Source organism: Pantoea sp. EA-12 (assembly GCF_030053355.1).
In the GTDB taxonomy this organism is placed as follows: Bacteria; Pseudomonadota; Gammaproteobacteria; order Enterobacterales; family Enterobacteriaceae; genus Pantoea; species Pantoea vagans_C.
The window spans coordinates 1-25,945 of record NZ_JASGBY010000027.1 but is presented as its reverse complement, the minus strand read 5'-3'; the positions used below and the strand labels follow the sequence as shown (position 1 = coordinate 25,945).

The window sequence follows — 25,945 nt, the reverse complement described above, 5'->3', positions numbered from 1 at the left end:
TTTTACGTCCGGAGACGTTGATATCAATCCTGCGAGTGCCCACACAGATTGTCTGATAAATTGTTAAAGAGCGGTGCAATCAGCGCCTTAAGCTGCTGTTGCGAGGTGGCGTATATTACGCTTTCCTCCTTCAGAGTCAAACACTTTTTTCAGTGTTTTTCTCCGGCGGAAGTTCTTATCGAAGCTTCCTGTCAACACTGCACTTCGTAAACCGTTGTGCCGTCTCGATGGATGCGCATTATAGGGAGTTGTTCGCAGCGCGCAACCGCTAAATTCAATAAAAACAACCGTTCGCTGCATTCCACAGCAAAACCCCTCTTTATACCCACTTACGCACAATGTTATCCACATTCATCGGCACAACTGAATTTAGGCGAGCATCACGCAAACGTTTTCGCTACAATGCCCGGCGACGTCAAGGATGCCCCTTTTGGGGCGTTACATGAAGCAAGTGTTCTCTTCTATATAGAAAGAAACGCTAAGCTTGATGTAACGCTCTTCTTTATGCGAAACAAAGCCAAGGGATAAAACCACCATGCAACAACGTCGTCCTGTACGCCGCGCTCTACTCAGTGTCTCTGATAAAGCCGGTATCCTCGAATTTGCTCAGGCACTCTCCAGCCGTGGTGTTGAGCTGCTCTCCACAGGTGGTACTGCTCGCCTGCTGGCAGATGCGGGCCTGCCCGTTACTGAAGTTTCTGACTACACCGGTTTCCCGGAAATGATGGATGGACGCGTCAAAACGCTGCACCCGAAAGTGCATGGCGGCATTTTAGGCCGTCGCGGCACCGACGATGCGATCATGTCCGAACATGCTATCAGCCCAATCGATATGGTTGTCGTCAACCTTTACCCCTTCGCCCAGACCGTTGCGAAAGCGGGCTGCACCCTGGAAGACGCCGTAGAGAACATCGATATCGGTGGTCCAACAATGGTGCGCTCCGCGGCGAAGAACCATAAAGACGTCGCGATTGTGGTGAAGAGCAGCGACTACGAGGCCATCATTGCCGAGCTGGACGCGAACGAAAATTCTCTGACGCTGGACACCCGTTTTGATCTGGCCATCAAAGCGTTCGAACACACCGCCGCTTACGACAGCATGATTGCTAACTACTTCGGTAGCCTGGTCCCGGCTTATCACAGTGACAGCAAAGAACCAGCCGGACGCTTCCCGCGCACCATGAACCTAAACTTCATCAAGAAGCAGGACATGCGTTACGGTGAGAACAGCCATCAGGATGCTGCTTTCTATATAGAAGAGAATGTAGCGGAAGCTTCCGTTGCTACAGCAGAACAAGTTCAAGGCAAAGCGCTCTCCTATAACAACATCGCGGATACCGATGCTGCGCTGGAATGCGTTAAAGAGTTCGACGAACCTGCTTGTGTCATCGTGAAACATGCGAACCCATGCGGCGTTGCCGTAGGTGGTTCCATTCTTGATGCGTACGAGCGTGCCTACAAAACAGATCCAACGTCAGCCTTCGGCGGCATCATCGCTTTCAACCGTGAGCTGGATGAAGCCACCGCGCAAGCGATTATCAGCCGTCAGTTCGTGGAAGTGATCATCGCCCCTTCTGCTAGCGAAGCGGCACTGAAAGTGACCGCAGCGAAGCAGAATGTACGCGTTCTGGTCTGTGGCCAGTGGCAGGGCCGTGTTGCCGCACTGGACTTCAAACGTGTTAACGGTGGCCTGCTGGTGCAGGACCGCGATCTCGGGATGGTGGATGCCAGCCAACTGCGCGTGGTGACCAAGCGTCAGCCAAGCGAGCAAGAGCTGCGTGATGCCCTCTTCTGCTGGAAGGTCGCTAAGTTCGTTAAATCCAACGCCATCGTTTATGCGCGTGACAATATGACCATCGGCATCGGCGCTGGCCAAATGAGCCGTGTTTACTCCGCCAAAATCGCTGGCATTAAAGCCGGTGATGAAGGTCTGGAAGTCAAAGGTTCTGCCATGGCTTCAGATGCGTTCTTCCCGTTCCGCGACGGTATCGATGCGGCAGCGGCAGTGGGTATCTCATGTGTGATTCAGCCAGGCGGTTCTATTCGTGATGACGAAGTCATTGCCGCCGCCGATGAACACGGCATTGCCATGATCTTCACCGACATGCGTCACTTCCGCCATTAATCCTCTGGAGCTGTAAAGATGAAAATTTTAGTGATTGGTAATGGCGGACGTGAACACGCGCTGGCATGGAAGGCTGCACAGTCACCACTGGCTGAAACGGTGTTTGTGGCACCAGGCAATGCAGGTACCGCACTGGAACCTGCACTGCAGAACGTAGCGATCAGCGCCACCGATGTGCCTGCGCTGTTGGCCTTTGCCCAGCAAGAGAACATCGATCTGACCATTGTGGGTCCCGAAGCTCCGCTGGTCATTGGTGTCGTGGATGCCTTCCGCGCTGCAGGTCTGAAGATCTTTGGCCCGACTCAAGCTGCCGCCCAATTAGAAGGCTCTAAAGCTTTCACCAAGGATTTCCTGGCGCGCCAGCAGATCCCAACCGCCGAATACCAGAACTTTACCGAAGTTGAGCCTGCGCTGGCTTACCTGCGTGAGAAAGGCGCACCGATCGTCATCAAAGCTGACGGCTTAGCCGCGGGCAAAGGCGTTATCGTTGCGATGGAACTGGCTGAAGCTGAAGCCGCCGTGCAGGACATGCTGGCAGGCAACGCCTTTGGCGATGCAGGCCACCGTATTGTAATTGAAGAGTTCCTTGACGGCGAAGAAGCCAGTTTTATCGTGATGGTCGATGGCGACAACGTGCTGCCAATGGCCACCAGTCAGGATCACAAACGTGTGGGCGATGGTGATACCGGTCCAAACACCGGCGGTATGGGGGCTTACTCACCTGCTCCGGTCGTCACCGATGAGATCCACCAGCGCGTGATGGATCAGATCATCTGGCCAACCGTGAACGGCATGAAAGCGGAAGGCAACACCTATACCGGTTTCCTGTATGCGGGTCTGATGATCGACAAAGCCGGCCAGCCGAAAGTGATCGAATTCAACTGCCGCTTTGGCGATCCAGAAACTCAGCCGATCATGCTGCGCTTGCAGTCAGACCTGGTTGAGCTGTGCCTGGCTGCGGTGGATGGCAAGCTGGATAAGCAGACCTCACAATGGGATCCGCGCCCATCGCTGGGTGTAGTTCTGGCTGCTGGCGGCTATCCTGCTGACTACAAAACTGGCGATCAAATTCACGGTCTGCCGCTGGAAGAAGTGCCGGATGGCAAAGTCTTCCATGCGGGCACAACGATGAAGGATGACGTGGTGGTCACTAACGGTGGTCGCGTACTCTGTGTTACCGCACTCGGTGAAGATGTCGCAGCGGCGCAAAAGAATGCCTATGCGTTAGCGCAACATATTTCCTGGGATGGCAGCTTCTGCCGTAAAGATATCGGTTACCGCGCGATCAACCGCAAGTAATCGGGTGGGCGGTCGCAAGGCCGCCCCCTAAAAATCACTCTCTCTCGGCTGCCAGCTGCACTCATCTTCTGGCGTTGCCCGCAAAAGCTGTACCCCTTCCGGCGCTTCTAACCACGACACCATTAACGGCTGCGGCTGGCTCTGTTGCTGCTGATTCAAGGTGCTGAGTGTTTCACTATCAAAAGGTGCATTAACGGTTTTACCGTCGCAGTCACGCACTTGCGTGCCGCCTAACCAGTGCCCCTGGCTCAGCAATACACGGCCACTCAGCAAAGCGTTACTCTGCTCCAGCATACGCTGGGCATCGAAACGATAGAGTTCGATGCTATCGCCGCTCACCGCTTCACGTCGGCCCGCCAACTGGCGCTGCATAAAGTTAAGATTACCGAGTGAGTCGAAACGCAGCGTAACATCGTCCGGCTGCTTGCCCGCTACACGGCGCTCTACGCTGGCCAGTTTATTCTGCTGCCAGTTGTAGTCGGTGGTCTCCATGGCATCGCCATTGAAGGGGGTGTAGACGGTACGAATATGGATAGCTTGATGGTCGCTATTTTTGCGCCAGATGCGCACAGTGCCGCGATCGGCTAAATAGCCACTCGCCGTAAAGGCAGGAAGATCAGGAGTTGTGCTACAGCCCGTGAGCAGCGCACCGAGAAACAGGGCGCAGACGCGCTGAGTAATCGTGTTCAGCATGACAGGCCCCAGTAACAAAAAGGGGCATTGACGCCCCTCTTTTAAAGCTTAAACCGCGATGCGGAAAACTTACTTAACAGCGTCTTTCAGAGCTTTACCAGAGACGAATGCTGGCACGTTAGCTGCAGCAATTTTGATCTCTTTACCAGTCTGTGGGTTACGACCGGTACGCTCTGCGCGGTGGTTCACTTTAAAAGTACCAAAACCAACCAGTTGTACAGCATCACCTTCTTTCAGAGACTCAGTGATCGCAGCCAGGGTAGATTCCAGCGCAGCTTTAGCCTGGGTTTTTGACAGGTCAGCTTTCTCTGCGATCACATCAATCAGTTGAGTCTTGTTCATAAGTTATCCTTAAAGTGTATTTATCGCTTGCTAAGCAACGAGTGCGAGGGAAAAGCCATGTTCTGGCACTCTTCAGCCTGCACGCAAAGATAGCCACAATTTTCAGCCCCCCAAATGTAGACCAGACAGGGGGCTGATGTGAAGCCTCCAGGCGCGGTAATTCGGGCCTGAAGTCACGTTTTCTCGCCTTATTGCTGAAAAAGTATACCGATGTTACTGATTCCCGCTTCGCGCAGGTCAGAACGTAACCCCTTAATCAGCTCCAGGTCGCGCTCCTCGCAGTCTGCCAGCAGGCGAAAAATCTCCCACTGCAGATCCCATTCATCAATGACAGCCTGATTTTCGCGCAGCTCCGCATCGGTCATTTCACGTCCGGCTTGGGTCATTTCCAGGATAGCCACGGTGGTGATCGACGTACGGCTGACTTCGATGGCGTGCTCCAGCGTTTCACCACTCAGCAATGCATGCAGCATTTCACTCAGGGCTACGCAGGCGTCAATGGCTGGATGAACGCCATAGACATCAAAATCATCACCATCTGGAATCGCAGCTTCCAGCTTTTCCAGTTGGCTGTCGAAATTGATCTTGGCGTCTTTCACCGTCAGGCTTTCCCAGACAAGATCCAGGATGCGACGATAGAGCTGCGGGTCGGCAAATTCAGTCTGCTGACAGAAGGCCCAGTAATTAGGGAACATCCGCTCGCACAGACAGGCCATAAAGGTCATATGCTGCCAGCTTTCCAGCTTAGCCAGACGCAAATGGACGGGGTTCTGTAACATCAACTTACTCTCAATAGGTTAGCTGGCGGCAGTGTACCGCAAAAGCCGCGCGCAAACAGCGTTAACGCGCATTTTGCCAACGTAGAAATGCCGAACGGTTCGACGCCACCGCATCGGCCCAACGTGTGGGTTCCGGTAAACGATAGCCAGCGGTGCATAATTCAACCCAATGCAGCGCACTCTCCAGGCTAATCCGATGCCCGGTAGAAACGAACAGAGGATTACAGCGCGCCTTACTGCGCCACACCCAACCGATCTGCTCGCTCTTATCCATTAAAGGTTGGCAGCTACCCGGCTCAGGGGCCAGTTCAGCGAATTTTCCACACAACCGTTTCTTGGCCACGCCAATGGTTGGCACATCCACCAGCAAGCCAAAATGGGCAGCCACGCCAAGCCGACGCGGATGGGAAATGCCATGACCATCGACGAATAACAGATCAGGCTGATGCGTGAGTTGTTGCCAGGCGGCTTGTAGCGCAGGTACTTCGCGGAATGATAAAAAACCAGGGATATACGGCATGATGGTTTCAATACGCGCGATGCGATGTTCAACCAACTGTAATGAAGGATATTCCAGTACCACCAGCGCGGCACGCGTAACGGCACCTTCCTGCTCAAAACCGACGTCTGCACCGGCAATGTAGCGTGGCGGCAGGATGTCAAAATCATCCTGCCGCACAACCTCAGCAGCGCGTTGTTGCTGTTCAGCCCGAAGCGCGGCTAAATCCATGCTTAGCCCTGATGGTAAGGGCGTGACAGGCGGTGTACTGCTTCTACAAAGGCACCCGCGTGTTCAGGTGGTACATCGGGGTGAATACCATGTCCAAGGTTGAACACGTGGCCTTCACCTTTACCGAAGCCTTCCAGAATGCCTGCGACTTCCTGCTCGATACGCGCTGGCGGCGCATACAACATGGAAGGATCCATATTGCCCTGCAGCGCCACTTTGTCACCCACACGACGGCGTGCGTCAGCAATATCTGTGGTCCAGTCCAGACCCAGCGCATCACAACCGGTTGCCGCTATCGCTTCCAGCCACTGTCCGCCGCCTTTAGTGAACAGCGTAATCGGCACACGACGACCTTCATTTTCGTGCAGCACGCTATCGACGATTTTGTGCATGTAATACAGCGAAAACTCGCGGTAATCACGCCCCGTCAACACACCGCCCCAGGTATCAAATACCATGACCGACTGTGCACCGGCTTTGATCTGGGCGTTCAGATACAGAATGACGCTGTCAGCCAGCTTATCGAGCAACTTGTGCAGCGTTTGTGGCTCGGCATACATCATCTTTTTGATTTTGGTGAAAGCTTTGCTGCTACCGCCTTCAACCATATAGGTTGCCAGCGTCCACGGGCTGCCAGAGAATCCAATCAGCGGGACTTCGCCTTTAAGGTTGTGACGAATGGTACGCACCGCGTTCATCACGTATCCCAGTTCCTGCTCAGGATCGGGAATCGGCAGCTTATCGACATCTGCGCGGCAAGTAATAGGATTGGAGAAACGCGGACCTTCACCCGTTTCAAAATAGAGCCCCAGACCCATCGCATCGGGAATGGTCAAAATATCGCTGAAGAGGATCGCCGCATCCAGCGCATAACGACGCAGCGGCTGCAAGGTGACTTCACACGCCAACTCAGCATTCTTACACAGCGACATAAAATCACCGGCCTCAGCGCGCGTGGCTTTGTACTCCGGTAAATAACGCCCGGCTTGTCGCATCATCCACACCGGTGTGACATCTACCGGCTGGCGTAACAGGGCGCGCAGATAACGATCGTTCTTCAGTTCACTCATAATGGGCTCTCTCATGCTAAGGCCGCCAGTGTAGCATTTTCACGAGGCGCTGGCGCGGCACAGGGCAACGGTATCTTCAATCAAACGACGGGCCACCGTCCCCGCCGGGGGTAACAGCGGAAGATCGTCATAGCGATACCAGCCCGCATCCAGTAACTCTTTGCCATCATGCTGCAACTCGCCGCCTTCGTACTCCGCCATAAACGCCATCATCAGAGAGTGCGGGAATGGCCACGGCTGTGAAGTGACATATCGGACGTTCTTGACCCGCACATTACTCTCCTCCATCACCTCTCGCGCCACGGCCTGCTCCAGCGTCTCTCCAACCTCAACAAAGCCAGCTAATACTGTGTAAATGCTGTTGCGGTGACGCGCATGATTGGCGAGCAATATCTCATCGCCTCGACGAATCGCCACGATTATGCAGGGCGCAATCTGCGGGTAATAGCGCTCACGGCAGTGGTGGCACAGGCAGGCAAATTCGCGTTTACTGAGATGCATTTCATGCCCACAGTAACCACACCAGCGATGGGAACGGTAGAACTCTGCAAGTTGTACACCGCGCCCAGCAATCTGGAACAAGCCGACATCTTCGTCGATAAGCTGGCGAACAGAGCCCATATTGTCAGGGCGTGATTCACGCACCAACCAGACATTTTCACCCTGCCATTCGCCAATTAATATGCCCGCACTGCCGACTAAGCCAAAATCGCTCGATAAGCCATGCGGCAGCTCACCTTGCGGCAACCAAAGTTTTTGCTCATGGCTGACAATCCACCAGCCAGCGTCTACGCTTGAGATCTCACGTTGCATCTTATTCGTTGTCCTTAGCGTCAAATGGCACGCTGAATCCTGATGTTAAGTGTCGAATAAACAACTATAACTCACTTGGAGCCCCATATGCTGACCCAGTTAGATGACCTGACAGAGCGTGTAGGTGGCGGTAATGAATTAGTCGACACTTGGTTGCGCGCCCGTCGACAGTTGCTCGTCACGTATTACGAGTTAATTGGCATAAAGCCGAATAAAGATGCGCTTTCAGCGCTGGATGAACAGGCACTGGATGCGTTTTGCCACAATCTGGTGGATTACCTCTCCACCGGGCATTTCAGTATTTACGAACGCATCATCAACGAAATGCAAGGTGACAGCCCGCTGATTGCCGCGTCTCAGATCTACCCCGCGCTCGAGGCCAATACCGACAGCATAATGCAGCTGTATGACAGCCATCTGCAGCAAGCCATCAATGATGATAACTGTGTTGAGTTTCAGAAGGCGCTCTCCGAAGTGGGTGAAGTGCTGGAGTCGCGTTTTACGCTGGAGGATAAACTGGTCAAACTGGCCTGGGATAACCAGCTGGCAAGCGTTCCGGTCGCCAATGAGAGCCCCATTGTACGTCCTGCTTAACCCCGAGAGATGTAAAAGACTTGTTATTCCGAAAAAGCCCTCTTATGCTGAATGGGCTTTTTTATTGCCCTCTTTATGAGCGGCAAGTTTGTGGTTTAAGCGTAGCGTGCGCAGCCAGTTCACGCACGGACAGCACGCAGGGACCGGAGCGTACACGAAGTACGTGACGGTCACGAGCACTGCCCAGGCGAGAAATGGCAAGCAAAGTAGCTTAAACCGCAAACGCACACCTTGTCGGAGTGCCCCCTGGGGCTGAGACCGTTAATTCGGGATCCGCGGAACCTGATCAGGTTAGTACCTGCGAAGGGAACAAGAGTAGACATAACCAGAACGATGCGTGTTGGCGCCCGGTATCGTTTCTGTTACTCCTTCCGAACTCTGGACAAGCAACTTCCCCTTAAATCAGGAAATTTGCTATGTCTGTTGCTAAAACTTCTCGTCGTGAACAACGTGCACAAGCGCAGGAATTTATTGATTCACTGCAAGGCACCGCTTTTCCCAACTCAAAACGTATTTGGATCACCGGTAGCCGTGAGGATATTCGTGTACCGATGCGCGAAATCCAGCTGAGTCCAACTCAGATTGGCGGCACCAGAGAGAATCCTAAGCTTGAGCCGAATGAAGCTGTGCCTGTGTATGACACCGCAGGTGCTTATGGTGACCCGGAAGCCACTATCGATGTGCATCAGGGATTGGCGAAATTGCGTGCCAGCTGGATTGCCGAACGTGATGACAGCGAAGCGATCCACCAGCTAAGTTCCAGTTATACCCAGCAGCGCTTGGCCGATGAGGGACTGGATCATCTGCGCTTTGAGCACCTGCCCCAGCCACGCCGTGCGAAAACCGGCCGCTGTGTGACGCAGTTGCACTATGCGCGACAGGGAATGATTACGCCTGAAATGGAGTTTATTGCGGTCCGTGAAAACATGGGGCGCGAACGTATTCGTGGTGAAGTGCTGCTGCAACAACATCCCGGACACAGCTTCGGGGCGCATCTGCCGGTAAACATTACCGCCGAATTTGTCCGTCAGGAAGTGGCCAGCGGTCGAGCTATTATCCCCTCCAATATTAATCACCCTGAATCTGAACCGATGATCATTGGCCGTAATTTCTTGGTCAAAGTGAATGCCAATATCGGTAATTCCGCAGTGAGTTCATCGATTGAGGAGGAAGTGGAGAAACTGGTGTGGTCAACGCGTTGGGGCGCCGATACCGTGATGGACCTCTCCACAGGCCGTTATATCCATGAAACGCGAGAGTGGATATTGCGAAACAGCCCGGTACCGATTGGTACCGTGCCGATCTATCAGGCGCTGGAGAAGGTTAACGGCGTAGCAGAAGATCTGAATTGGGAGATATTCCGCGACACGCTGCTAGAGCAAGCCGAACAGGGCGTCGATTACTTCACCATTCACGCGGGCGTGCTGTTGCGCTATATTCCGATGACCGCCAAACGTCTGACCGGCATTGTCTCACGCGGGGGATCGATCATGGCGAAGTGGTGCCTGTCGCATCATCAGGAGAGTTTCCTGTATCTGCACTTCCGCGAGATCTGCGAGATCTGTGCGGCTTATGATGTTGCCCTCTCACTGGGTGATGGTCTGCGTCCAGGGTCGATTCAGGATGCCAACGATGAAGCGCAGTTTGCCGAACTGCACACCTTGGGTGAGCTAACGAAGATCGCCTGGGAATACGATGTGCAGGTGATGATTGAAGGCCCAGGCCACGTGCCAATGCAGATGATCCGCCGTAACATGACCGAACAGCTGGAGCACTGCCATGAAGCGCCGTTTTATACGCTCGGACCACTCACCACAGATATCGCACCCGGTTATGATCACTTCACATCAGGAATTGGTGCCGCGATGATTGGCTGGTTTGGCTGTGCCATGCTGTGCTACGTCACACCGAAAGAGCACTTGGGTCTGCCAAATAAAGAAGATGTGAAGCAGGGATTGATCACCTATAAGATCGCCGCCCATGCGGCCGATCTCGCAAAGGGGCATCCCGGAGCCCAGATCCGCGATAATGCCATGTCGAAAGCGCGTTTCGAATTCCGCTGGGAAGATCAGTTCAATCTGGCACTCGATCCGCACACCGCGCGTGCCTACCACGATGAAACCTTGCCGCAGGAATCAGGGAAAGTCGCCCACTTCTGCTCGATGTGCGGCCCCAAATTCTGCTCAATGAAAATTACTCAGGAAGTGCGTGAATATGCTGCTCGCCAGCAGGCAAAAGCGCAGCCGATTGAAATTGGCATGGCGCAAATGTCAGACGCCTTCCGTAGCCGTGGTGGCGAGATCTACCACGCCGCCGATGCCCTTAAAGAGGAAAAAGTATGACCGACGCCTTTCCGGCCACCGCCCCTAAACTGGGGCTGTACCCCGTTGTTGATAGCGTAGAGTGGATTAAACGCCTGTTGGAAGCCGGTGTGCGCACCCTGCAACTGCGTATCAAAGATTGCCAGGACCATGAAGTAGAAGATGCCGTGCGCGAAGCCATTGCGCTGGGTAAACAGTACCGCGCACGTTTGTTTATCAATGATTACTGGCGATTAGCGATCAAATACAACGCTTACGGTGTTCACCTTGGCCAGGAAGATCTGGACGTAGCGGATCTGCAGGCGATCCGCCAGGCAGGTTTACGTCTCGGTTTATCAACTCATGATGATGCCGAGCTGGACCGCGCCCTGGCACTTCGCCCCTCTTATATTGCATTAGGGCATATTTATCCTACACAAACCAAAGACATGCCCTCCGCTCCGCAGGGCGTAATCGAACTCAAACGCCATCTGGCGCGTTTAAAGGATGTGCCAACCGTCGCCATCGGCGGTATTTCACTGGCACGGGTGCCGGAAGTGCTGGCCACTGGGGTGGGCAGTATTGCGGTCGTTAGCGCCATTACTCAGGCGGATGACTGGCGTAAAGCGACGCAAACGTTGCTCGACCTGGTTGAATCTGGAAACCAGCCTGCACAGTTGGTGTAACTGGCTGCAATAGAGTGATCAAGACCGGAATATGGCGCGAAGCCTGATTTTATAAGGCTAGCGCCTAAAGCTGACTTCGCTAAAGTGTGCCTGCCCGCTGTCGCTTGCAGCGGGCCAGGGCTGGTCTTCCTCTCTCCCCAGCCCTGCCTTTCCAACTTAATTCGTCAGGGAAGTGGCATGCAACGTTTCAGCATTACAGGCCAGCATGGCCTGCTCCACCGCAGCACCCAGTTGGGCAATCGCCTGCTCAGTATGCTCGTTAATGGGCAAACCGTAATTCAGGCGCAGACAGTTACGATATTTTCCCGAGGCGGAAAACAACGATCCAACGGCGACCTGTATCTTCAGAGTACGCAGCTCAGTGTTAAGTCGAACAGCGTCAAACGCTTCTGGCAGTTCGATCCACATCAGGAAGCCCCCTTGGGGACGAGACACGCAAATCCCACAGGGAAAATAGTGGCGTACCCAGCAGCTAAAGATGTCGTAATTCCGTTGATACACCTGACGCATACGACGGATATGTGGGCCGTAATGGCCTTGACGAATAAACTCGGCGACAGCATGTTGTGGCTGCGTGGCCGTTGATCCGGTACTGATATATTTCATGTGCAACACGCGGTCACGATATCGCCCCGGCGCCACCCAGCCAACGCGTAAACCGGGCGCCAGCGTTTTAGAAAAAGAGCTACACAACAATACGCAGCCATCCATATCCAAAGACTTGATGGTTATCGGTCGCGGGTATTCCCACGCCAGCTCGCCGTAAACGTCGTCTTCGATAATGGCCGCATCAAAGCGCTGTGCCAATGCCAGCAATGCCCGTTTACGCGATTCCGGCATGATGAATCCCAGTGGGTTGTTGCAGTTGGGTACCACCACTACCGCTTTGATTGGCCACTGTTCAAAAGCCAGTTCAAGCGCTTCAAGACTCATGCCGGTGACGGAATCCGTGGGAATTTCGATCGCGCGGATCCCAAAGCCGCGTAACGTTTGCATCGTGCCATGGAAAGTAGGCGATTCCACCGCAATAATATCGCCCGGATCGCACACTGCGCGGATCGATATCGACAGCGCCTCATGGCAGCCCGTGGTGGCAACAATGTCATCGGCGCTGAGCTGGCAGCCACTGTCTATCGCCAGCCTGGCGACTTGCTCGCGTAATGCACTGACACCCACCAGGCTGTCATAATTGAGCAAGCCAGCATCCTGCTTCTGCGCCATGCGACTTTGGATTTTCCATAACGGCTTTAACGTTGGCTGGGTTAAATCCGGTATGCCACTGCCCAGTTGCAGCACATCACTGTCCATTCGGCTGCTCAGTAACTCCAGTACCGATTCCCACTGCGTGATCTCCACAGGCCGCTGCGCTGGGCGGGTCAAGCCGGGTACCGGTGGGGTCGATTTGCGAGTGGCGACGAAATAACCGGATCGCGGCTGCGGCACAATCAGCTGCTTCTCTTCCAGTAAATGGTACGCCTGCTGTACGGTGCTAATGCTGACGCCGTGTTCCAGACTCAACGTGCGTACTGACGGTAAGCGTTCTCCACTGCGATAGAGGCCTTGTTCAATCCTGTCTGACAGCAGACAGGCTAAATGCTGATAGCGCGTCATCGTATCCCACCTCATCTTATTCAGCAGCGAAAACCAGTACAGATTGACTGCCTTTCTACCATTCAGATCGCTGAATATGCAATCTGTATGTTAAAGATAAGTGTTTTTTGAATCTGTATTGAATCGATGCATAAACGGACAATGTGACTCAGACATCTTACTGAGGGCACAAAAAATGGAATTCGATCAAAACCGAGCGGCTAAACCTTTTGATGTAACATTGCTGGATATTTTGCGCGGCGCGCGCAGCGCGGTGAGAAACTGGCGTAACCGACGTGAAACGCGGAAAATTTTGTCTCACCTGAGCGATGCCCAACTGCGCGACATTGGGCTGACTCGACACGATGTCTGCCGCAAGTACTAAATTCAGAGCAAAAAAAACCCTGCCGAGGCAGGGTTTTTTATAGGTCAGACTCAGCAACGATTACTCGTCGTCGCTACCGCCCAGACCGGCGTTCAGCAGTTCAGCCAGGCTTGCAGAGGCTTCATCCGCAGTCACCTGCGGAGCAACCGGTGCTTCACCCGCAGAGCGGCGACGCATACGATCCTGGTGGTAAGCATAACCGGTACCGGCTGGGATCAGACGACCCACGATCACGTTCTCTTTCAGGCCGCGCAGTTCATCGCGCTTACCTGCTACTGCTGCTTCGGTCAGGACACGGGTCGTTTCCTGGAACGATGCTGCAGAGATGAACGATTCGGTAGCCAGTGACGCTTTGGTGATACCCAGCAGATCGCGCATATAGGTTGCGCCGATTTTGCCATTCGCTTCAAGTTCACGGTTAGAGATCTTGATGCGAGAGTATTCAGCCTGCTCGCCTTCCAGGAAGTCGGAGCTGCCCACGCTAGCGATGGTTGCTTTACGCAGCATCTGACGAACGATGACTTCAATGTGTTTATCGTTAATCTTAACGCCTTGCAGACGGTAAACTTCCTGCACTTCGTTAGTGATGTAACGGGTCACAGCATGGACGCCACGCAGACGCAGGATGTCGTGCGGAGACTCTGGGCCGTCAGAAACAACGTCACCACGTTCTACGCGCTCACCTTCGAATACGTTCAGCTGACGCCATTTTGGAATCATCTCTTCGTACGGATCGCTACCATCAACCGGTGTAATCACCAGACGACGCTTACCTTTGGTCTCTTTACCGAAGGAGATGATACCGCTGATCTCCGCCAGAATAGCTGGCTCTTTCGGACGACGCGCTTCGAACAGGTCAGCAACGCGTGGCAGACCACCGGTGATGTCCTTGGTACCGCCAGATTCTTGCGGAACACGCGCCAGGGTATCACCCGAGCTGATCTTCACGCCATCTTCCAACTGCACAATCGCTTTGCCCGGCAGGAAGTACTGTGCTGGCATATCAGTACCAGGGATCAGAACATCATTACCGTTCGCATCAACGATTTTCAGCGCAGGACGCAGATCTTTACCGCCCGCAGTACGTTCTGCAGAATCCAGAACCACCAGCGATGACAGACCGGTTAAATCGTCAGTCTGACGAGTAATGGTCTGACCGTCGATCATGTCAGTGAAGCGAATGAAACCGCCCACTTCAGTGATAACCGGCATGGTATGTGGATCCCAGTTTGCTACGGTCTCGCCCGCTGCAACCTGCTCGCCATCACCTTTGGCCATGACCGCACCGTAAGGCACTTTATAGCTCTCTTTGGTACGACCGAACTCGTCGATCATTTTCAGCTCAACGTTACGTGAGACGATAACCAGTTTCCCTGAGGAGTTGGTTACCGACTTGGCGTTAGTCAGCTTGATAGTACCTTTGTTCTTCACCTGAATGCTGGATTCAGCAGCCGCACGAGATGCCGCACCACCGATGTGGAACGTACGCATCGTCAGCTGTGTACCCGGCTCACCGATGGACTGTGCTGCGATAACGCCGATGGCCTCACCTTTGTTGATGATGTGACCACGTGCCAAATCGCGACCGTAGCAGTGTGCACACACACCGAAGTCGGTTTCACAACTCACAACCGAACGCACTTTGATCGCATCCACGGAGTTCAGTTCGATCACATCACACCAGTGCTCATCGATCAGGGTGTTACGCGGGATCAGGATGTCTGCAGTGCCTGGTTTCAGGACATCTTCAGCCGTCACACGACCCAGAACACGCTCACGCAGTGGCTCTTTAACGTCGCCACCTTCGATGACCGGAGTCATCATGATGCCTTCGAATGTGCCACAGTCGTCTTCGGTCACCACCAGATCCTGTGCAACGTCAACCAGACGACGCGTCAGATAACCGGAGTTAGCGGTTTTCAGTGCGGTATCCGCCAAGCCTTTACGCGCACCGTGCGTCGAGATGAAGTACTGGAGTACGTTCAGACCTTCACGGAAGTTCGCGGTGATTGGCGTTTCGATGATTGAGCCATCTGGCTTAGCCATCAGACCACGCATACCTGCCAGCTGACGAATCTGTGCTGCAGAACCACGCGCACCGGAGTCGGCCATCATGTAGATGCTGTTGAACGACACCTGCTGCTCTTCTTCACCGTGACGGTTGATCACAGTTTCAGTTTGCAGGTTGTCCATCATCGCTTTGGAAACGCGTTCGTTGGCTGCGGCCCAGATATCGATGACTTTGTTGTAACGTTCGCCAGCAGTAACCAGACCAGACTGGAACTGTTCCTGAATCTCAGCAACTTCCGCTTCCGCTTCCGCGACGATTTCCGCTTTCTTAGCCGGGATCACCATGTCGTCGATACCGACAGAGGCACCTGAACGGGCTGCGTAAGCAAAGCCGGTGTACATGGTCTGGTCAGCAAAGATAACGGTCGGCTTCAGGCCCAAGATGCGGTAACAGGTGTTCAGCATTTTGGAGATAGCTTTCTTACCCAGCGCCTGGTTGACGATAGAGTAAGGCAGGCCTTTCGGTACGATCATCCACAGAATCGCACGACCAATGGTGGTGTCGATAATGCTGGTTTTCGCAACGAACTCTTCCTGTTCGTTTTTGCTGTATTCGGTGATACGCACTTTAACGCGCGCATGCAGCTCGGCCTGGCCAGCGCGGTAAACACGCTCAGCTTCTTTCGGGCCAGTCAGCACCATGCCTTCGCCTTTGGCGTTCACTTTGTCGCGGGTCATGTAGTACAGACCCAAAACAACGTCCTGAGAAGGAACGATGATTGGCTCACCGTTCGCAGGTGACAGGATGTTGTTGGTAGACATCATCAGCGCACGCGCTTCCAGCTGGGCTTCCAGCGTCAGCGGTACGTGAACAGCCATCTGGTCACCATCGAAGTCGGCGTTATATGCCGCACAAACCAGCGGGTGCAGCTGGATCGCTTTACCTTCGATCAGAACCGGTTCAAACGCCTGGATACCTAAACGGTGCAGGGTTGGTGCACGGTTCAGCAGTACCGGGTGTTCGCGGATAACTTCGTCCAGGATATCCCAAACGACAGCTTCTTCGCGCTCAACCATTTTCTTCGCGGCTTTGATGGTGGTGGCCAGGCCACGCAGTTCCAGCTTGCCGTAAATGAACGGTTTGAACAGCTCCAGTGCCATTTTCTTCGGCAGACCGCACTGATGCAGACGCAGGTATGGACCTACGGTGATAACAGAACGACCGGAGTAGTCAACACGCTTACCAAGCAAGTTCTGACGGAAACGACCCTGCTTACCTTTGATCATATCGGCCAAAGATTTCAGAGGACGTTTGTTAGAGCCGGTGATGGCACGACCGCGACGGCCGTTATCCAGCAGGGCATCTACCGCTTCTTGCAGCATACGCTTTTCGTTACGTACGATGATATCTGGCGCAGCCAGATCCAGCAGACGTTTCAGACGGTTGTTACGGTTGATCACGCGACGATACAGATCGTTCAGATCCGACGTAGCGAAACGACCGCCGTCCAGCGGTACCAGCGGACGCAGATCTGGCGGCAGAACCGGCAGAACGGTCAGAATCATCCACTCAGGCTTGTTACCAGACTGAACGAATGCTTCCAGCAGCTTGATACGCTTGGTCAGCTTTTTACGCTTGGTCTCGGAGTTGGTTTCGTTCAGCTCTTCACGCAGCTGCTCGCACTCTTGCTCCAGATCCATGTTTTTCAGCAGCGCCTGGATAGCTTCCGCACCCATCTTCGCATCGAATTCGTCACCGAACTCTTCCAGCGCATCAAGGTACTGCTCTTCCGTCAGAATCTGACGTTTTTCCAGGTTGGTCATGCCGCCTTCGATCACAACATAAGATTCGAAGTACAGCACGCGCTCGATATCACGCAGTGGCATATCCAGCAGCAAGCCGATACGCGAAGGCAGTGATTTCAGGAACCAGATGTGCGCAGTTGGAGAAGCCAACTCGATATGGCCCATACGCTCACGACGAACCTTGGTCTGTGTGACTTCAACGCCACACTTCTCACAGATCACGCCACGATGCTTCAAACGCTTGTACTTACCGCACAGGCATTCGTAATCTTTTACCGGTCCAAAAATACGGGCGCAGAAAAGACCGTCACGCTCCGGCTTGAAGGTACGGTAGTTAATGGTTTCTGGCTTTTTAACTTCACCAAAAGACCATGAACGGATCATGTCTGGCGAGGCCAGAGCAATTTTGATCGCATCAAACTCTTCGGTCTTAGTTTGCGCTTTCAGAAACTTAAGTAAGTCTTTCACGGATTAGCTCCCGTCGGAGTGGAACTCTCAGGGACGCGCGCCTGAGGTGCGCGTCCCGTAACCAGTACTTGCGAGTACTTACTCGTCTTCCAGCTCGATGTTGATACCCAGCGAGCGAATCTCTTTCAACAGTACGTTGAAGGATTCCGGCATGCCCGGTTCCATCTGATGGTTGCCATCGACGATGTTTTTATACATCTTCGTACGGCCGTTAACGTCATCAGATTTAACGGTCAGCATTTCCTGCAGGGTATACGCAGCACCGTAAGCTTCCAGTGCCCACACTTCCATCTCACCGAAGCGCTGACCACCGAACTGAGCTTTACCACCCAGCGGCTGCTGAGTAACCAAGCTGTAAGAGCCGGTAGAACGTGCGTGCATCTTGTCGTCAACCAAGTGGTTCAGTTTCAGCATGTACATGTAACCTACGGTTACCTGACGCTCGAACTGCTCACCGGTACGGCCGTCGAACAAGGTGATCTGACCGGAAGAAGGCAGGCCGCCGAGCTGCAGCAGCTCTTTGATCTCGCTTTCTTTCGCACCGTCAAACACTGGTGTTGCGATTGGCATACCTTTTTTCAGGTTCTCTGCCAGACGCAGCACTTCGTCGTCGGTGAAGGTGTTCAGGTCAACTTTCTGACGCACGTCGGTGCCCAAATCGTAGGCGCGCTGGATGAAATCACGCAGTTTGGCGACTTCTTCCTGCTTCTTCAGCATCGCATTGATTTTTTCACCAATGCCTTTCGCTGCCATCCCGAGGTGGGTTTCCAGGATCTGACCGATGTTCATACGTGACGGTACGCCCAGCGGGTTCAATACGATATCGACCGGCGTACCGTTCTCATCGTAAGGCATATCTTCGATCGGGTTGATCTTAGAGATAACACCCTTGTTACCGTGACGACCTGCCATCTTGTCACCAGGCTGGATCTGACGCTTAACCGCCAGATACACCTTCACGATTTTCAGCACGCCAGGTGCCAGATCATCGCCTTGGGTGATCTTGCGACGCTTAGCTTCAAGTTTTTTCTCAAACTCGTGCTTCAGCTCGTCATACTGTTCAGCCAGCTGTTCCAGAGAGTTTTGCTTCTCTTCGTCAGTCAGGCCCAGCTCTAACCAGCGCTCGCGTGGCAGTTTGTCCAGCTTCTCAGCTTCAACGCCGCCAGAGATCAGTACAGCCTGAATACGGCTGAACAGACCGGCTTCAAAGATTTGCAGTTCTTCAGACAGGTCTTTCTTAACCTGCTTCAGCTGCATCTCTTCGATTTCCAATGCACGTTTGTCTTTTTCCACGCCATCGCGGGTGAAGACCTGAACGTCGATAACCGTACCGGAAACACCGTTTGGTACACGCAGAGAAGAGTCTTTAACATCAGACGCTTTCTCACCGAAGATCGCACGCAGCAGTTTCTCTTCTGGCGTCAGCTGGGTTTCACCTTTCGGCGTGACCTTACCAACCAGAATGTCGCCACCGGTCACTTCCGCACCGATATACACGATACCGGACTCATCCAGTTTAGAGAGCGCAGCTTCACCCACGTTCGGGATGTCAGCGGTGATCTCTTCTGGCCCCAGCTTGGTGTCACGAGACACACAGGCCAGTTCCTGGATGTGGATAGTGGTGAAACGGTCTTCCTGTACAACACGCTCAGAAACGAGGATGGAGTCTTCGAAGTTGTAACCGTTCCATGGCATGAATGCCACGCGCATGTTCTGACCCAGCGCCAGTTCACCGAGGTCGGTAGACGGGCCATCTGCCAGCACGTCGCCACGCTCAATCGGCTCACCCAGAGAAACACACGGCATCTGATTGATGCAGGTGTTCTGGTTAGAACGGGTGTACTTGGTCAGGTTGTAGATGTCGATACCCGCTTCGCCCGGATACATCTCATCTTCGTTAACTTTGATAACGATACGAGAAGCATCAACGTACTGAACGGAACCGCCACGTTTCGCTACGGCAGTAACACCGGAGTCAACCGCTACTGCACGTTCCATACCGGTACCAACCAGCGGCTTATCAGCGCGCAGAGTTGGAACGGCCTGACGTTGCATGTTCGCACCCATCAAGGCGCGGTTAGCATCATCGTGCTCCAGGAATGGAATCAGTGACGCACCGACAGAAACGACCTGTTGGGTCGAAACGTCCATGTAGTCAACTTGATCGCGGCTGAACAGGCTTGATTCACCTTTGCTACGGCAGGTGACGAGATCGTCAACAAAGCTACCATCTTCAGCAAGGTTGGTGTTCGCCTGAGCGATAACGTAGTTACCCTCTTCAATTGCAGAGAGGTAATGAATTTCGTCACTCACTTTGCCGTCAACAACGCGACGATACGGAGTCTCAAGGAAGCCGTATTCGTTAGTCTGCGCGTAAACAGAAAGGGAGTTGATCAGACCGATGTTCGGACCTTCAGGCGTTTCGATTGGGCATACACGACCGTAGTGGGTTGGGTGTACGTCACGCACTTCGAAGCCTGCGCGTTCACGAGTCAGACCGCCTGGGCCCAGAGCAGAGATACGACGCTTATGCGTGATCTCAGACAACGGGTTGTTCTGGTCCATAAACTGTGACAGCTGGCTGGAACCGAAGAACTCTTTCACCGCCGCCGAAATCGGCTTGGCGTTGATCATGTCCTGTGGCATCAGGGTGTCGAGGTCGCCCAGAGAAAGACGCTCTTTCACCGCACGTTCAACACGAACCAGACCTACACGGAACTGGTTCTCTGCCATCTCACCGACTGAACGGATACGACGGTTGCCGAGGTGATCGATATCATCCACTTCACCGATACCGTTACGGATACCGATCAGCTTCTTCATCACTTCGATGATGTCATCTTTGCTCAGGATGCCTGAACCTTCGATCTCATCACGCAGCAGAGAACGGTTGAACTTCATGCGGCCAACCGCAGAAAGATCGTAACGATCTTCAGAGAAGAACAGGTTCTCGAACAGGTTTTCCGCTGCTTCACGCGTTGGTGGCTCGCCAGGACGCATCATGCGGTAGATCTCAACCAGCGCGCTCAGGCGATCGTTGGTTGGGTCAACACGCAGGGTCTCGGAAATGTAAGGGCCGTGATCCAAATCGTTAGTGAACAGGGTTTCGATGCGCTTGTGACCTGACTGGCTCAGTTTCGCCAGCAGATCCAGTGACAGTTCCATGTTCGCAGGAACAATCAGCTCACCGGTGTTCAGATCGACGTAGTCTTTAGCGACCACTTTGCCAGCGATATATTCAACCGGCACTTCGATGTGCTGAATACCGTCTTTTTCCAGCTGACGAATGTGACGCGCAGTGATGCGACGACCTTTCTCAACGTAGACCGTGCCATTGGCTTCGATATCGAAGCTGGCGGTTTCACCACGCAGGCGCTCAGGCACCAGTTCCATCTGCAGTTTGTTATCGCGAATCTCATAAACCACTTTATCAAAGAACAGATCGAGGATTTGTTCAGTGGTGTAGTTCAGTGCGCGCAGAATGATACTGGCCGGCAGCTTACGGCGACGGTCAATACGGACGAAGAGGTTGTCTTTCGGGTCAAACTCGAAGTCGAGCCATGAACCACGGTAAGGGATGATACGTGCGTTATACAGCACTTTACCAGACGAGTGCGTCTTACCCTTGTCGCTGTCAAAGAACACGCCAGGACTACGATGCAGCTGAGAAACAATAACACGCTCAGTACCGTTGATAACAAAGGTACCGTTGTCGGTCATGAGCGGAATCTCGCCCATGTAGACTTCTTGTTCTTTAATGTCTTTTACGGTGCCTTCTGGCGCTTCGCGCTCATAGATCACCAGACGCAGTTTCACGCGCAGCGGTGCCGAATAGGTCACGCCACGGATCTGACATTCAGTTACGTCAAAGACCGGCTCACCCAAACGGTAGCTGACATACTGCAACTCAGAGTTGCCGCTGTAGCTTGAGATTGGGAATACGGAGCGGAAGGCAGCTTCCAGACCGTACTGGCCTTCTGGATCTTGCTCGATAAACTTCTGGAACGAGTCAAGCTGGATAGAAAGGAGATAAGGTATGTCCAGTACTTGTGGACGTTTACCAAAATCCTTACGAATACGTTTTTTCTCGGTATAGGAGTAAACCATAGGGTTCCTCAGCTAGCTGACATGTCGAACCACGCTGTCCGTCCTGATAGGACAGTTCATGCAACACTATTTTGTTTTTCATGCGATGCGCAGCACCCCATGCAATACGTCTTTCTATCACTCTTAAATCATTTCGTCGCCGTTGCGCAGGCAGGGAACCCTCACAGGAAAGCGATATATTAAGTCGTCGATAGAAAAAGATATTGAAGAGAAACAATGGACAAACAGTGCGAAACGCCATCGTTCCCCTGTAGCGCAAAAAGGCTGGTGACCAAAAAGTCACCAGCCATCAGCCTGGAGTTACTCAGGCTGCAACCCGAAGGTTGTCTTACTTAACTTCAACTTCAGCGCCAGCTTCTTTCAGCAGTGCTTCCAGAGCAGCTGCGTCATCTTTGCTGATGCCTTCTTTGATTGGGCCAGTAGCTTCAACCAGGTCTTTAGCTTCTTTCAAGCCCAGACCAGTTGCAGTACGTACAGCTTTGATTACTGCAACTTTGTTAGCGCCAGCAGCTTTCAGAATTACGTCGAATTCAGTTTTCTCTTCAACAGCTTCAGCTGGGCCAGCAGCAACAGCTACAGCGGCAGCAGCAGAAACGCCGAATTTTTCTTCCATAGCAGAAACCAGCTCAACTACTTCCATTACGGACATAGCTGCAACTGCTTCCAGAATTTGATCTTTAGTGATAGACATATCGATTGTTCCTAAAAAACAGATAAAGTTTATACGTTAGCAAGTACGAAGGAAAAGAAGATGGCCTTAAGCCGCTTCTTTTGCATCGCGTACAGCAGCCAGAGTGCGGACCAGTTTGCCAGCAGCGGCTTCTTTCATGGTCGACATCAGACGTGCCAGTGCTTCTTCGTAAGTCGGCAGAGTTGCCAGACGGTCAATATTGGCCGCCGTGATCAGCTCACCTTCAAAGGCTGCAGCTTTGACCTCAAATTTTGCATTCGCTTTCGCGAAATCTTTGAACAGACGAGCAGCAGCGCCCGGGTGTTCCAAAGAATATGCAATCAGGGTCGGACCAACAAACGTGTCTTTCAGGCACTCGAAAGGAGTACCTTCAACGACGCGGCGCAGCAAGGTGTTGCGAACAACACGCATGTAAACGCCAGCTTCACGACCTGCTTTACGCAGTTCGGTCATTTTATCAACGGTAACGCCACGGGAATCCGCAACAACCGCTGAAAGCGCACCTTTGGCTACTTCGCTAACTTCAGCAACAATCGCTTGTTTGCCTTGAAGATTTAATGCCATTAGCTTTGCTCCTGGATTTAACCGGGAATAATTTCCCGGAACTCACTTCACTCATCAACCCGAAGGTCACGAGCGCTATTACACGGTGAGCAGAATCCAGCTAAGAAAAAATTCTTTTTGGTTCTGTCACCGTCTACGCAGGGTATTAAGCAATTTACCCGAAGATATTTCGCTCCTGCGGTCTTGGACGGAGGCCAGGATAAGGCCTGGCTCCAACCTAAGTCACTGAAGGAGTGGGCAATTAAGCTTTAACCATCAGTGACTTTGAATCTGGGTTCTGAATTGAGCATTCAATCAGAACAACGGGCGTAAGATTCTAGATGAATTTTTCGCCCGTTTCAAGCAGCAATTAGTTTGCTGCTGCGCTCAGACCAGCCTGGTCAACGGCAACGCCGGCGCCCATGGTGGTAGAGATGCTAACTTTCTTGATGTACACGCCTTTAGCCTGAGATGGTTTTGCTTTTTTCAGCGCAACCAGCAGAGATTCCAGGTTTTCTTTCAGTTTGTCAGCGTCGAAGTCCACTTTACCGATGGTAGTGTGGATGATGCCGTTTTTGTCGTTACGATAACGAACCTGACCTGCTTTAGCGTTTTTCACTGCTTCAGCAACGTTAGGGGTTACAGTACCGACTTTCGGGTTTGGCATCAGGCCACGTGGACCCAGAACCTGGCCCAACTGGCCAACAACGCGCATTGCATCTGGAGATGCAATAACAACGTCAAAGTTCATTTCGCCTTTTTTGATCTGATCAGCCAGGTCTTCCATACCTACCAGCTCAGCGCCAGCTGCTTTAGCAGCTTCAGCGTTTGCGCCTTGGGTGAAGACGGCAACACGTACTGAACGACCAGTACCGTGTGGCAGAACAGTCGCGCCGCGAACGTTCTGGTCAGATTTACGAGCATCGATGCCCAGGTTAACAGCAACGTCAACGCTTTCAACGAACTTAGCAGTAGCCAGTTCTTTCAGCAGCGCGATAGCTTCAGCGATGTCGTACTGCTTGGTCGCATCAACTTTGTCACGGATTACGCTCATGCGCTTGGTCAGCTTAGCCATTTATTAATCCTCTACTACCAGGCCCATGGAACGTGCAGTACCTTCGATAGAGCGAGTCATCGCTTCTACGTCAGAACCAGTCATGTCCGCAGCTTTGGTCTCTGCGATTTCACGTACTTGAGCACGCGTTACTTTACCGACTTTGTCTTTGTTCGGCTTACCAGAACCAGACTTGATGCCCGCTGCTTTTTTCAGCAGAACGGCAGCCGGAGGGGTTTTGGTAACGAAGGTGAAAGAACGGTCGCTGTATACAGTGATAACAACTGGAGTAGGCAGGCCTTTCTCCAGAGATTCTGTTTTGGCGTTGAACGCTTTACAGAATTCCATGATGTTAACACCCTGCTGACCCAGTGCTGGACCAACAGGTGGACTTGGGTTCGCCATACCAGCTGCAACTTGCAGCTTGACGTAGGCTTGTACTTTCTTAGCCATGATATTTCCTCAAATGGGTTATAGCGCCTGAAAACAGGCTCCCCGTGATTACGATTTACACGCTGTTACCAGCGCATAAAAACAAAAGGCGCGAAATTATAGGTAAATTTCGCGCCTTCTGCAAGAGCTAAAAAGTGAACAAAAGGGTTAACCTTTCTCCACCTGAGCAAAGTCGAGTTCTACTGGTGTTGCACGGCCAAAGATGGAAACAGAAACCTTTAGGCGGCTCTTTTCGTAATCCACTTCTTCGACCACACCGTTGAAGTCAGCAAATGGACCGTCGTTGACACGTACCATCTCGCCTGGTTCGAACAGCGTTTTCGGACGCGGCTTATCACCTACCTGCTGCAGGCGGTTCATAATCGCATCGACTTCTTTGTCACTAATCGGTGCAGGACGGTCAGAGGTACCACCAATGAAGCCCATTACACGCGGTACACTGCGCACTAAGTGCCAGCTGGCGTCATTCATCACCATCTGGACCAGTACGTAGCCAGGGAAGAATTTACGTTCGCTTTTGCGACGCTGGCCGCCACGGATTTCCACGACTTCTTCAGTCGGCACCATGACTTCGCCAAACAGTTCTTCCATGTTGTGCAGTTTGATATGCTCTTGCAGCGACTTCGCTACGCGGGCTTCAAAACCGGAAAACGCCTGAACGACGTACCAGCGTTTTTTTGGAGCTTCAGACATCTCAGAACCTCAGGCCAGTAATAAACGATACCAGACGGACCAGAATACCATCCAGCCCCCACAAAATCAGTGACATCACGGCAGTGACCGCGGCAACGATTAACGTGGTGTGCAATGTTTCCTGGCGAGTCGGCCAAATGACCTTACGCATTTCGGTTCTTGCTTCACGAGCAAAAGCCACGGTCGCTTTGCCTTTAATAGTCAGCAACGCAATACCGCCCGCAGCAGCGATCAGTACTACGACAGCCAGCGCGCGCAGAGGCAGCGTGACATCACGATAAATATAGTTACCCACGATTGCTACTAACAGCAATGCGATAACACCAATCCACTTTATCGCTTCCAGGCCGCGTCCGCTTCCTTGAGCTTCGGTATTCGCACTCATAAACCAACCTGCCACAATAATTCAGAAACAATTCTGCCCCGCAGAGCGAGGCATCCAAACCGAATGAGCTTTTGGGCGTAACTCGGTATCCGACGCCGTAAACCAGAGCCTGTCTCAGCAATGATTATGATCGAAAATCACTGATGAGCCAGGTTCTATGTAACAGCGTGCAAAAAGGGCATCAAATGATGCCCTTTTCATGTGCATTGCGTCAAATATTATCGCAATTAAGCGATGATTTCAGCAACAACACCCGCACCAACAGTACGGCCGCCTTCACGGATTGCGAAACGCAGACCCTGATCCATAGCGATTGGCTTGATCAGAGT

The 25,945-nt window shown here is 52.8% G+C and carries 22 protein-coding genes and 1 riboswitch; of the genes, 6 read left to right on the top strand and 16 right to left on the bottom strand.

The window, feature by feature from the left end:
* Window positions 1-535 precede the first annotated feature (535 nt).
* Window positions 536-2,125, top strand: coding sequence for a bifunctional phosphoribosylaminoimidazolecarboxamide formyltransferase/IMP cyclohydrolase (purH, locus tag QMZ30_RS25275; protein ID WP_283229343.1), 1,590 nt, complete (start codon window positions 536-538; stop codon window positions 2,123-2,125).
* 18 nt (window positions 2,126-2,143) lie between these two features.
* Complete coding sequence (gene purD, locus QMZ30_RS25270) at window positions 2,144-3,424, top strand: phosphoribosylamine--glycine ligase (protein WP_039336787.1); 1,281 nt, start codon at window positions 2,144-2,146, stop codon at window positions 3,422-3,424.
* Between the two features lie 27 nt (window positions 3,425-3,451).
* On the opposite strand, the gene QMZ30_RS25265 is transcribed toward purD, so the two are convergent.
* The 6 genes from QMZ30_RS25265 to nudC form a co-directional block, all read right to left on the bottom strand.
* Window positions 3,452-4,117 (bottom strand): DUF1481 domain-containing protein, encoded by a 666-nt coding sequence (locus QMZ30_RS25265; protein ID WP_058973432.1) that lies wholly within the window; start codon window positions 4,115-4,117, stop codon window positions 3,452-3,454.
* A 69-nt stretch (window positions 4,118-4,186) separates the two neighbouring features.
* On the bottom strand, window positions 4,187-4,459 hold the full coding sequence (gene hupA, locus QMZ30_RS25260) for a nucleoid-associated protein HU-alpha (RefSeq protein WP_006121511.1): 273 nt from the start codon (window positions 4,457-4,459) through the stop codon (window positions 4,187-4,189).
* A gap of 188 nt (window positions 4,460-4,647) precedes the next feature.
* Complete coding sequence (locus QMZ30_RS25255; protein WP_039336795.1) at window positions 4,648-5,238, bottom strand: YjaG family protein; 591 nt, start codon at window positions 5,236-5,238, stop codon at window positions 4,648-4,650.
* Between the two features lie 61 nt (window positions 5,239-5,299).
* Window positions 5,300-5,968 (bottom strand): deoxyribonuclease V, encoded by a 669-nt coding sequence (gene nfi / locus QMZ30_RS25250; RefSeq protein ID WP_283229342.1) that lies wholly within the window; start codon window positions 5,966-5,968, stop codon window positions 5,300-5,302.
* Window positions 5,969-5,970: 2 nt separating this feature from the next.
* Window positions 5,971-7,038, bottom strand: coding sequence for a uroporphyrinogen decarboxylase (hemE, locus tag QMZ30_RS25245; protein WP_058973434.1), 1,068 nt, complete (start codon window positions 7,036-7,038; stop codon window positions 5,971-5,973).
* A gap of 39 nt (window positions 7,039-7,077) precedes the next feature.
* Window positions 7,078-7,851 carry an NAD(+) diphosphatase gene (nudC, locus tag QMZ30_RS25240; protein WP_283229341.1) on the bottom strand — a complete coding sequence of 258 codons (774 nt, stop codon included), beginning with the start codon at window positions 7,849-7,851 and terminating at the stop codon, window positions 7,078-7,080.
* Between the two features lie 87 nt (window positions 7,852-7,938).
* On the opposite strand from nudC, the gene rsd reads away from it, so the two are divergent.
* From rsd to thiE, 3 genes are all read left to right on the top strand, one after another.
* Entirely contained in the window at window positions 7,939-8,445 is a 507-nt protein-coding gene (gene rsd / locus QMZ30_RS25235) for a sigma D regulator (protein ID WP_283229340.1), read from the top strand.
* A 225-nt stretch (window positions 8,446-8,670) separates the two neighbouring features.
* Window positions 8,671-8,771, top strand: a riboswitch (TPP riboswitch).
* 90 nt (window positions 8,772-8,861) lie between these two features.
* Entirely contained in the window at window positions 8,862-10,787 is a 1,926-nt protein-coding gene (thiC, locus tag QMZ30_RS25230) for a phosphomethylpyrimidine synthase ThiC (protein WP_283229339.1), read from the top strand.
* On the top strand, window positions 10,784-11,431 hold the full coding sequence (thiE, locus tag QMZ30_RS25225) for a thiamine phosphate synthase (protein ID WP_283229338.1): 648 nt from the start codon (window positions 10,784-10,786) through the stop codon (window positions 11,429-11,431). Before thiC ends, thiE begins: the two co-directional genes overlap by 4 nt.
* Before the next feature lie 156 nt (window positions 11,432-11,587).
* On the opposite strand, the gene QMZ30_RS25220 is transcribed toward thiE, so the two are convergent.
* Window positions 11,588-13,042, bottom strand: a complete 1,455-nt coding sequence (locus QMZ30_RS25220) for an aminotransferase-like domain-containing protein (protein WP_283229337.1) — start codon at window positions 13,040-13,042, stop codon at window positions 11,588-11,590.
* A 175-nt stretch (window positions 13,043-13,217) separates the two neighbouring features.
* Between QMZ30_RS25220 and QMZ30_RS25215 the strand changes: the two genes are divergently transcribed.
* Entirely contained in the window at window positions 13,218-13,406 is a 189-nt protein-coding gene (locus tag QMZ30_RS25215) for a DUF1127 domain-containing protein (protein WP_283229336.1), read from the top strand.
* Window positions 13,407-13,466: 60 nt separating this feature from the next.
* Here QMZ30_RS25215 and rpoC read toward each other — a convergent pair whose 3' ends face one another.
* From rpoC to QMZ30_RS25170, 9 genes are all read right to left on the bottom strand, one after another.
* Complete coding sequence (rpoC, locus tag QMZ30_RS25210; protein ID WP_283229335.1) at window positions 13,467-17,690, bottom strand: DNA-directed RNA polymerase subunit beta'; 4,224 nt, start codon at window positions 17,688-17,690, stop codon at window positions 13,467-13,469.
* A 78-nt stretch (window positions 17,691-17,768) separates the two neighbouring features.
* Window positions 17,769-21,797, bottom strand: a complete 4,029-nt coding sequence (rpoB, locus tag QMZ30_RS25205; RefSeq protein ID WP_039336817.1) for a DNA-directed RNA polymerase subunit beta — start codon at window positions 21,795-21,797, stop codon at window positions 17,769-17,771.
* Between the two features lie 328 nt (window positions 21,798-22,125).
* Window positions 22,126-22,488 (bottom strand): 50S ribosomal protein L7/L12, encoded by a 363-nt coding sequence (rplL, locus tag QMZ30_RS25200; protein WP_039336819.1) that lies wholly within the window; start codon window positions 22,486-22,488, stop codon window positions 22,126-22,128.
* Window positions 22,489-22,554: 66 nt separating this feature from the next.
* Window positions 22,555-23,052, bottom strand: a complete 498-nt coding sequence (gene rplJ / locus QMZ30_RS25195; protein ID WP_007886294.1) for a 50S ribosomal protein L10 — start codon at window positions 23,050-23,052, stop codon at window positions 22,555-22,557.
* A gap of 349 nt (window positions 23,053-23,401) precedes the next feature.
* The gene (gene rplA, locus QMZ30_RS25190) at window positions 23,402-24,106 is read right to left on the bottom strand and encodes a 50S ribosomal protein L1 (protein WP_034828901.1); all 705 of its coding nucleotides are present in this window, start codon (window positions 24,104-24,106) and stop codon (window positions 23,402-23,404) included.
* A gap of 3 nt (window positions 24,107-24,109) precedes the next feature.
* A complete protein-coding gene (gene rplK / locus QMZ30_RS25185) occupies window positions 24,110-24,538 on the bottom strand; it encodes a 50S ribosomal protein L11 (RefSeq protein WP_008108393.1) in 429 nt (142 codons plus the stop codon).
* 147 nt (window positions 24,539-24,685) lie between these two features.
* Entirely contained in the window at window positions 24,686-25,231 is a 546-nt protein-coding gene (gene nusG, locus QMZ30_RS25180) for a transcription termination/antitermination protein NusG (protein ID WP_010616908.1), read from the bottom strand.
* A 1-nt stretch (window position 25,232) separates the two neighbouring features.
* Window positions 25,233-25,616, bottom strand: coding sequence for a preprotein translocase subunit SecE (gene secE, locus QMZ30_RS25175; RefSeq protein ID WP_039336825.1), 384 nt, complete (start codon window positions 25,614-25,616; stop codon window positions 25,233-25,235).
* Window positions 25,617-25,843: 227 nt separating this feature from the next.
* Window positions 25,844-25,945, bottom strand: a 102-nt coding sequence (locus QMZ30_RS25170) for an EF-Tu C-terminal domain-related protein (protein WP_500797208.1), incomplete at its 5' end; no start/stop codon positions are given.

What these genes read in the sequence shown, in the direction of transcription:
- purH (WP_283229343.1), top strand. Translation starts at nt 536, where the DNA reads ATGCAACAACGTCGTCCTGTACGCCGCGCTCTACTCAGTGTCTCTGAT.
- purD (WP_039336787.1), top strand. Translation starts at nt 2,144, where the DNA reads ATGAAAATTTTAGTGATTGGTAATGGCGGACGTGAACACGCGCTGGCA.
- QMZ30_RS25265 (WP_058973432.1), bottom strand. Translation starts at nt 4,117, where the DNA reads ATGCTGAACACGATTACTCAGCGCGTCTGCGCCCTGTTTCTCGGTGCG.
- hupA (WP_006121511.1), bottom strand. Translation starts at nt 4,459, where the DNA reads ATGAACAAGACTCAACTGATTGATGTGATCGCAGAGAAAGCTGACCTG.
- QMZ30_RS25255 (WP_039336795.1), bottom strand. Translation starts at nt 5,238, where the DNA reads ATGTTACAGAACCCCGTCCATTTGCGTCTGGCTAAGCTGGAAAGCTGG.
- nfi (WP_283229342.1), bottom strand. Translation starts at nt 5,968, where the DNA reads ATGGATTTAGCCGCGCTTCGGGCTGAACAGCAACAACGCGCTGCTGAG.
- hemE (WP_058973434.1), bottom strand. Translation starts at nt 7,038, where the DNA reads ATGAGTGAACTGAAGAACGATCGTTATCTGCGCGCCCTGTTACGCCAG.
- nudC (WP_283229341.1), bottom strand. Translation starts at nt 7,851, where the DNA reads ATGCAACGTGAGATCTCAAGCGTAGACGCTGGCTGGTGGATTGTCAGC.
- rsd (WP_283229340.1), top strand. Translation starts at nt 7,939, where the DNA reads ATGCTGACCCAGTTAGATGACCTGACAGAGCGTGTAGGTGGCGGTAAT.
- thiC (WP_283229339.1), top strand. Translation starts at nt 8,862, where the DNA reads ATGTCTGTTGCTAAAACTTCTCGTCGTGAACAACGTGCACAAGCGCAG.
- thiE (WP_283229338.1), top strand. Translation starts at nt 10,784, where the DNA reads ATGACCGACGCCTTTCCGGCCACCGCCCCTAAACTGGGGCTGTACCCC.
- QMZ30_RS25220 (WP_283229337.1), bottom strand. Translation starts at nt 13,042, where the DNA reads ATGACGCGCTATCAGCATTTAGCCTGTCTGCTGTCAGACAGGATTGAA.
- QMZ30_RS25215 (WP_283229336.1), top strand. Translation starts at nt 13,218, where the DNA reads ATGGAATTCGATCAAAACCGAGCGGCTAAACCTTTTGATGTAACATTG.
- rpoB (WP_039336817.1), bottom strand. Translation starts at nt 21,797, where the DNA reads ATGGTTTACTCCTATACCGAGAAAAAACGTATTCGTAAGGATTTTGGT.
- rplL (WP_039336819.1), bottom strand. Translation starts at nt 22,488, where the DNA reads ATGTCTATCACTAAAGATCAAATTCTGGAAGCAGTTGCAGCTATGTCC.
- rplJ (WP_007886294.1), bottom strand. Translation starts at nt 23,052, where the DNA reads ATGGCATTAAATCTTCAAGGCAAACAAGCGATTGTTGCTGAAGTTAGC.
- rplA (WP_034828901.1), bottom strand. Translation starts at nt 24,106, where the DNA reads ATGGCTAAGCTGACCAAGCGCATGAGCGTAATCCGTGACAAAGTTGAT.
- rplK (WP_008108393.1), bottom strand. Translation starts at nt 24,538, where the DNA reads ATGGCTAAGAAAGTACAAGCCTACGTCAAGCTGCAAGTTGCAGCTGGT.
- nusG (WP_010616908.1), bottom strand. Translation starts at nt 25,231, where the DNA reads ATGTCTGAAGCTCCAAAAAAACGCTGGTACGTCGTTCAGGCGTTTTCC.
- secE (WP_039336825.1), bottom strand. Translation starts at nt 25,616, where the DNA reads ATGAGTGCGAATACCGAAGCTCAAGGAAGCGGACGCGGCCTGGAAGCG.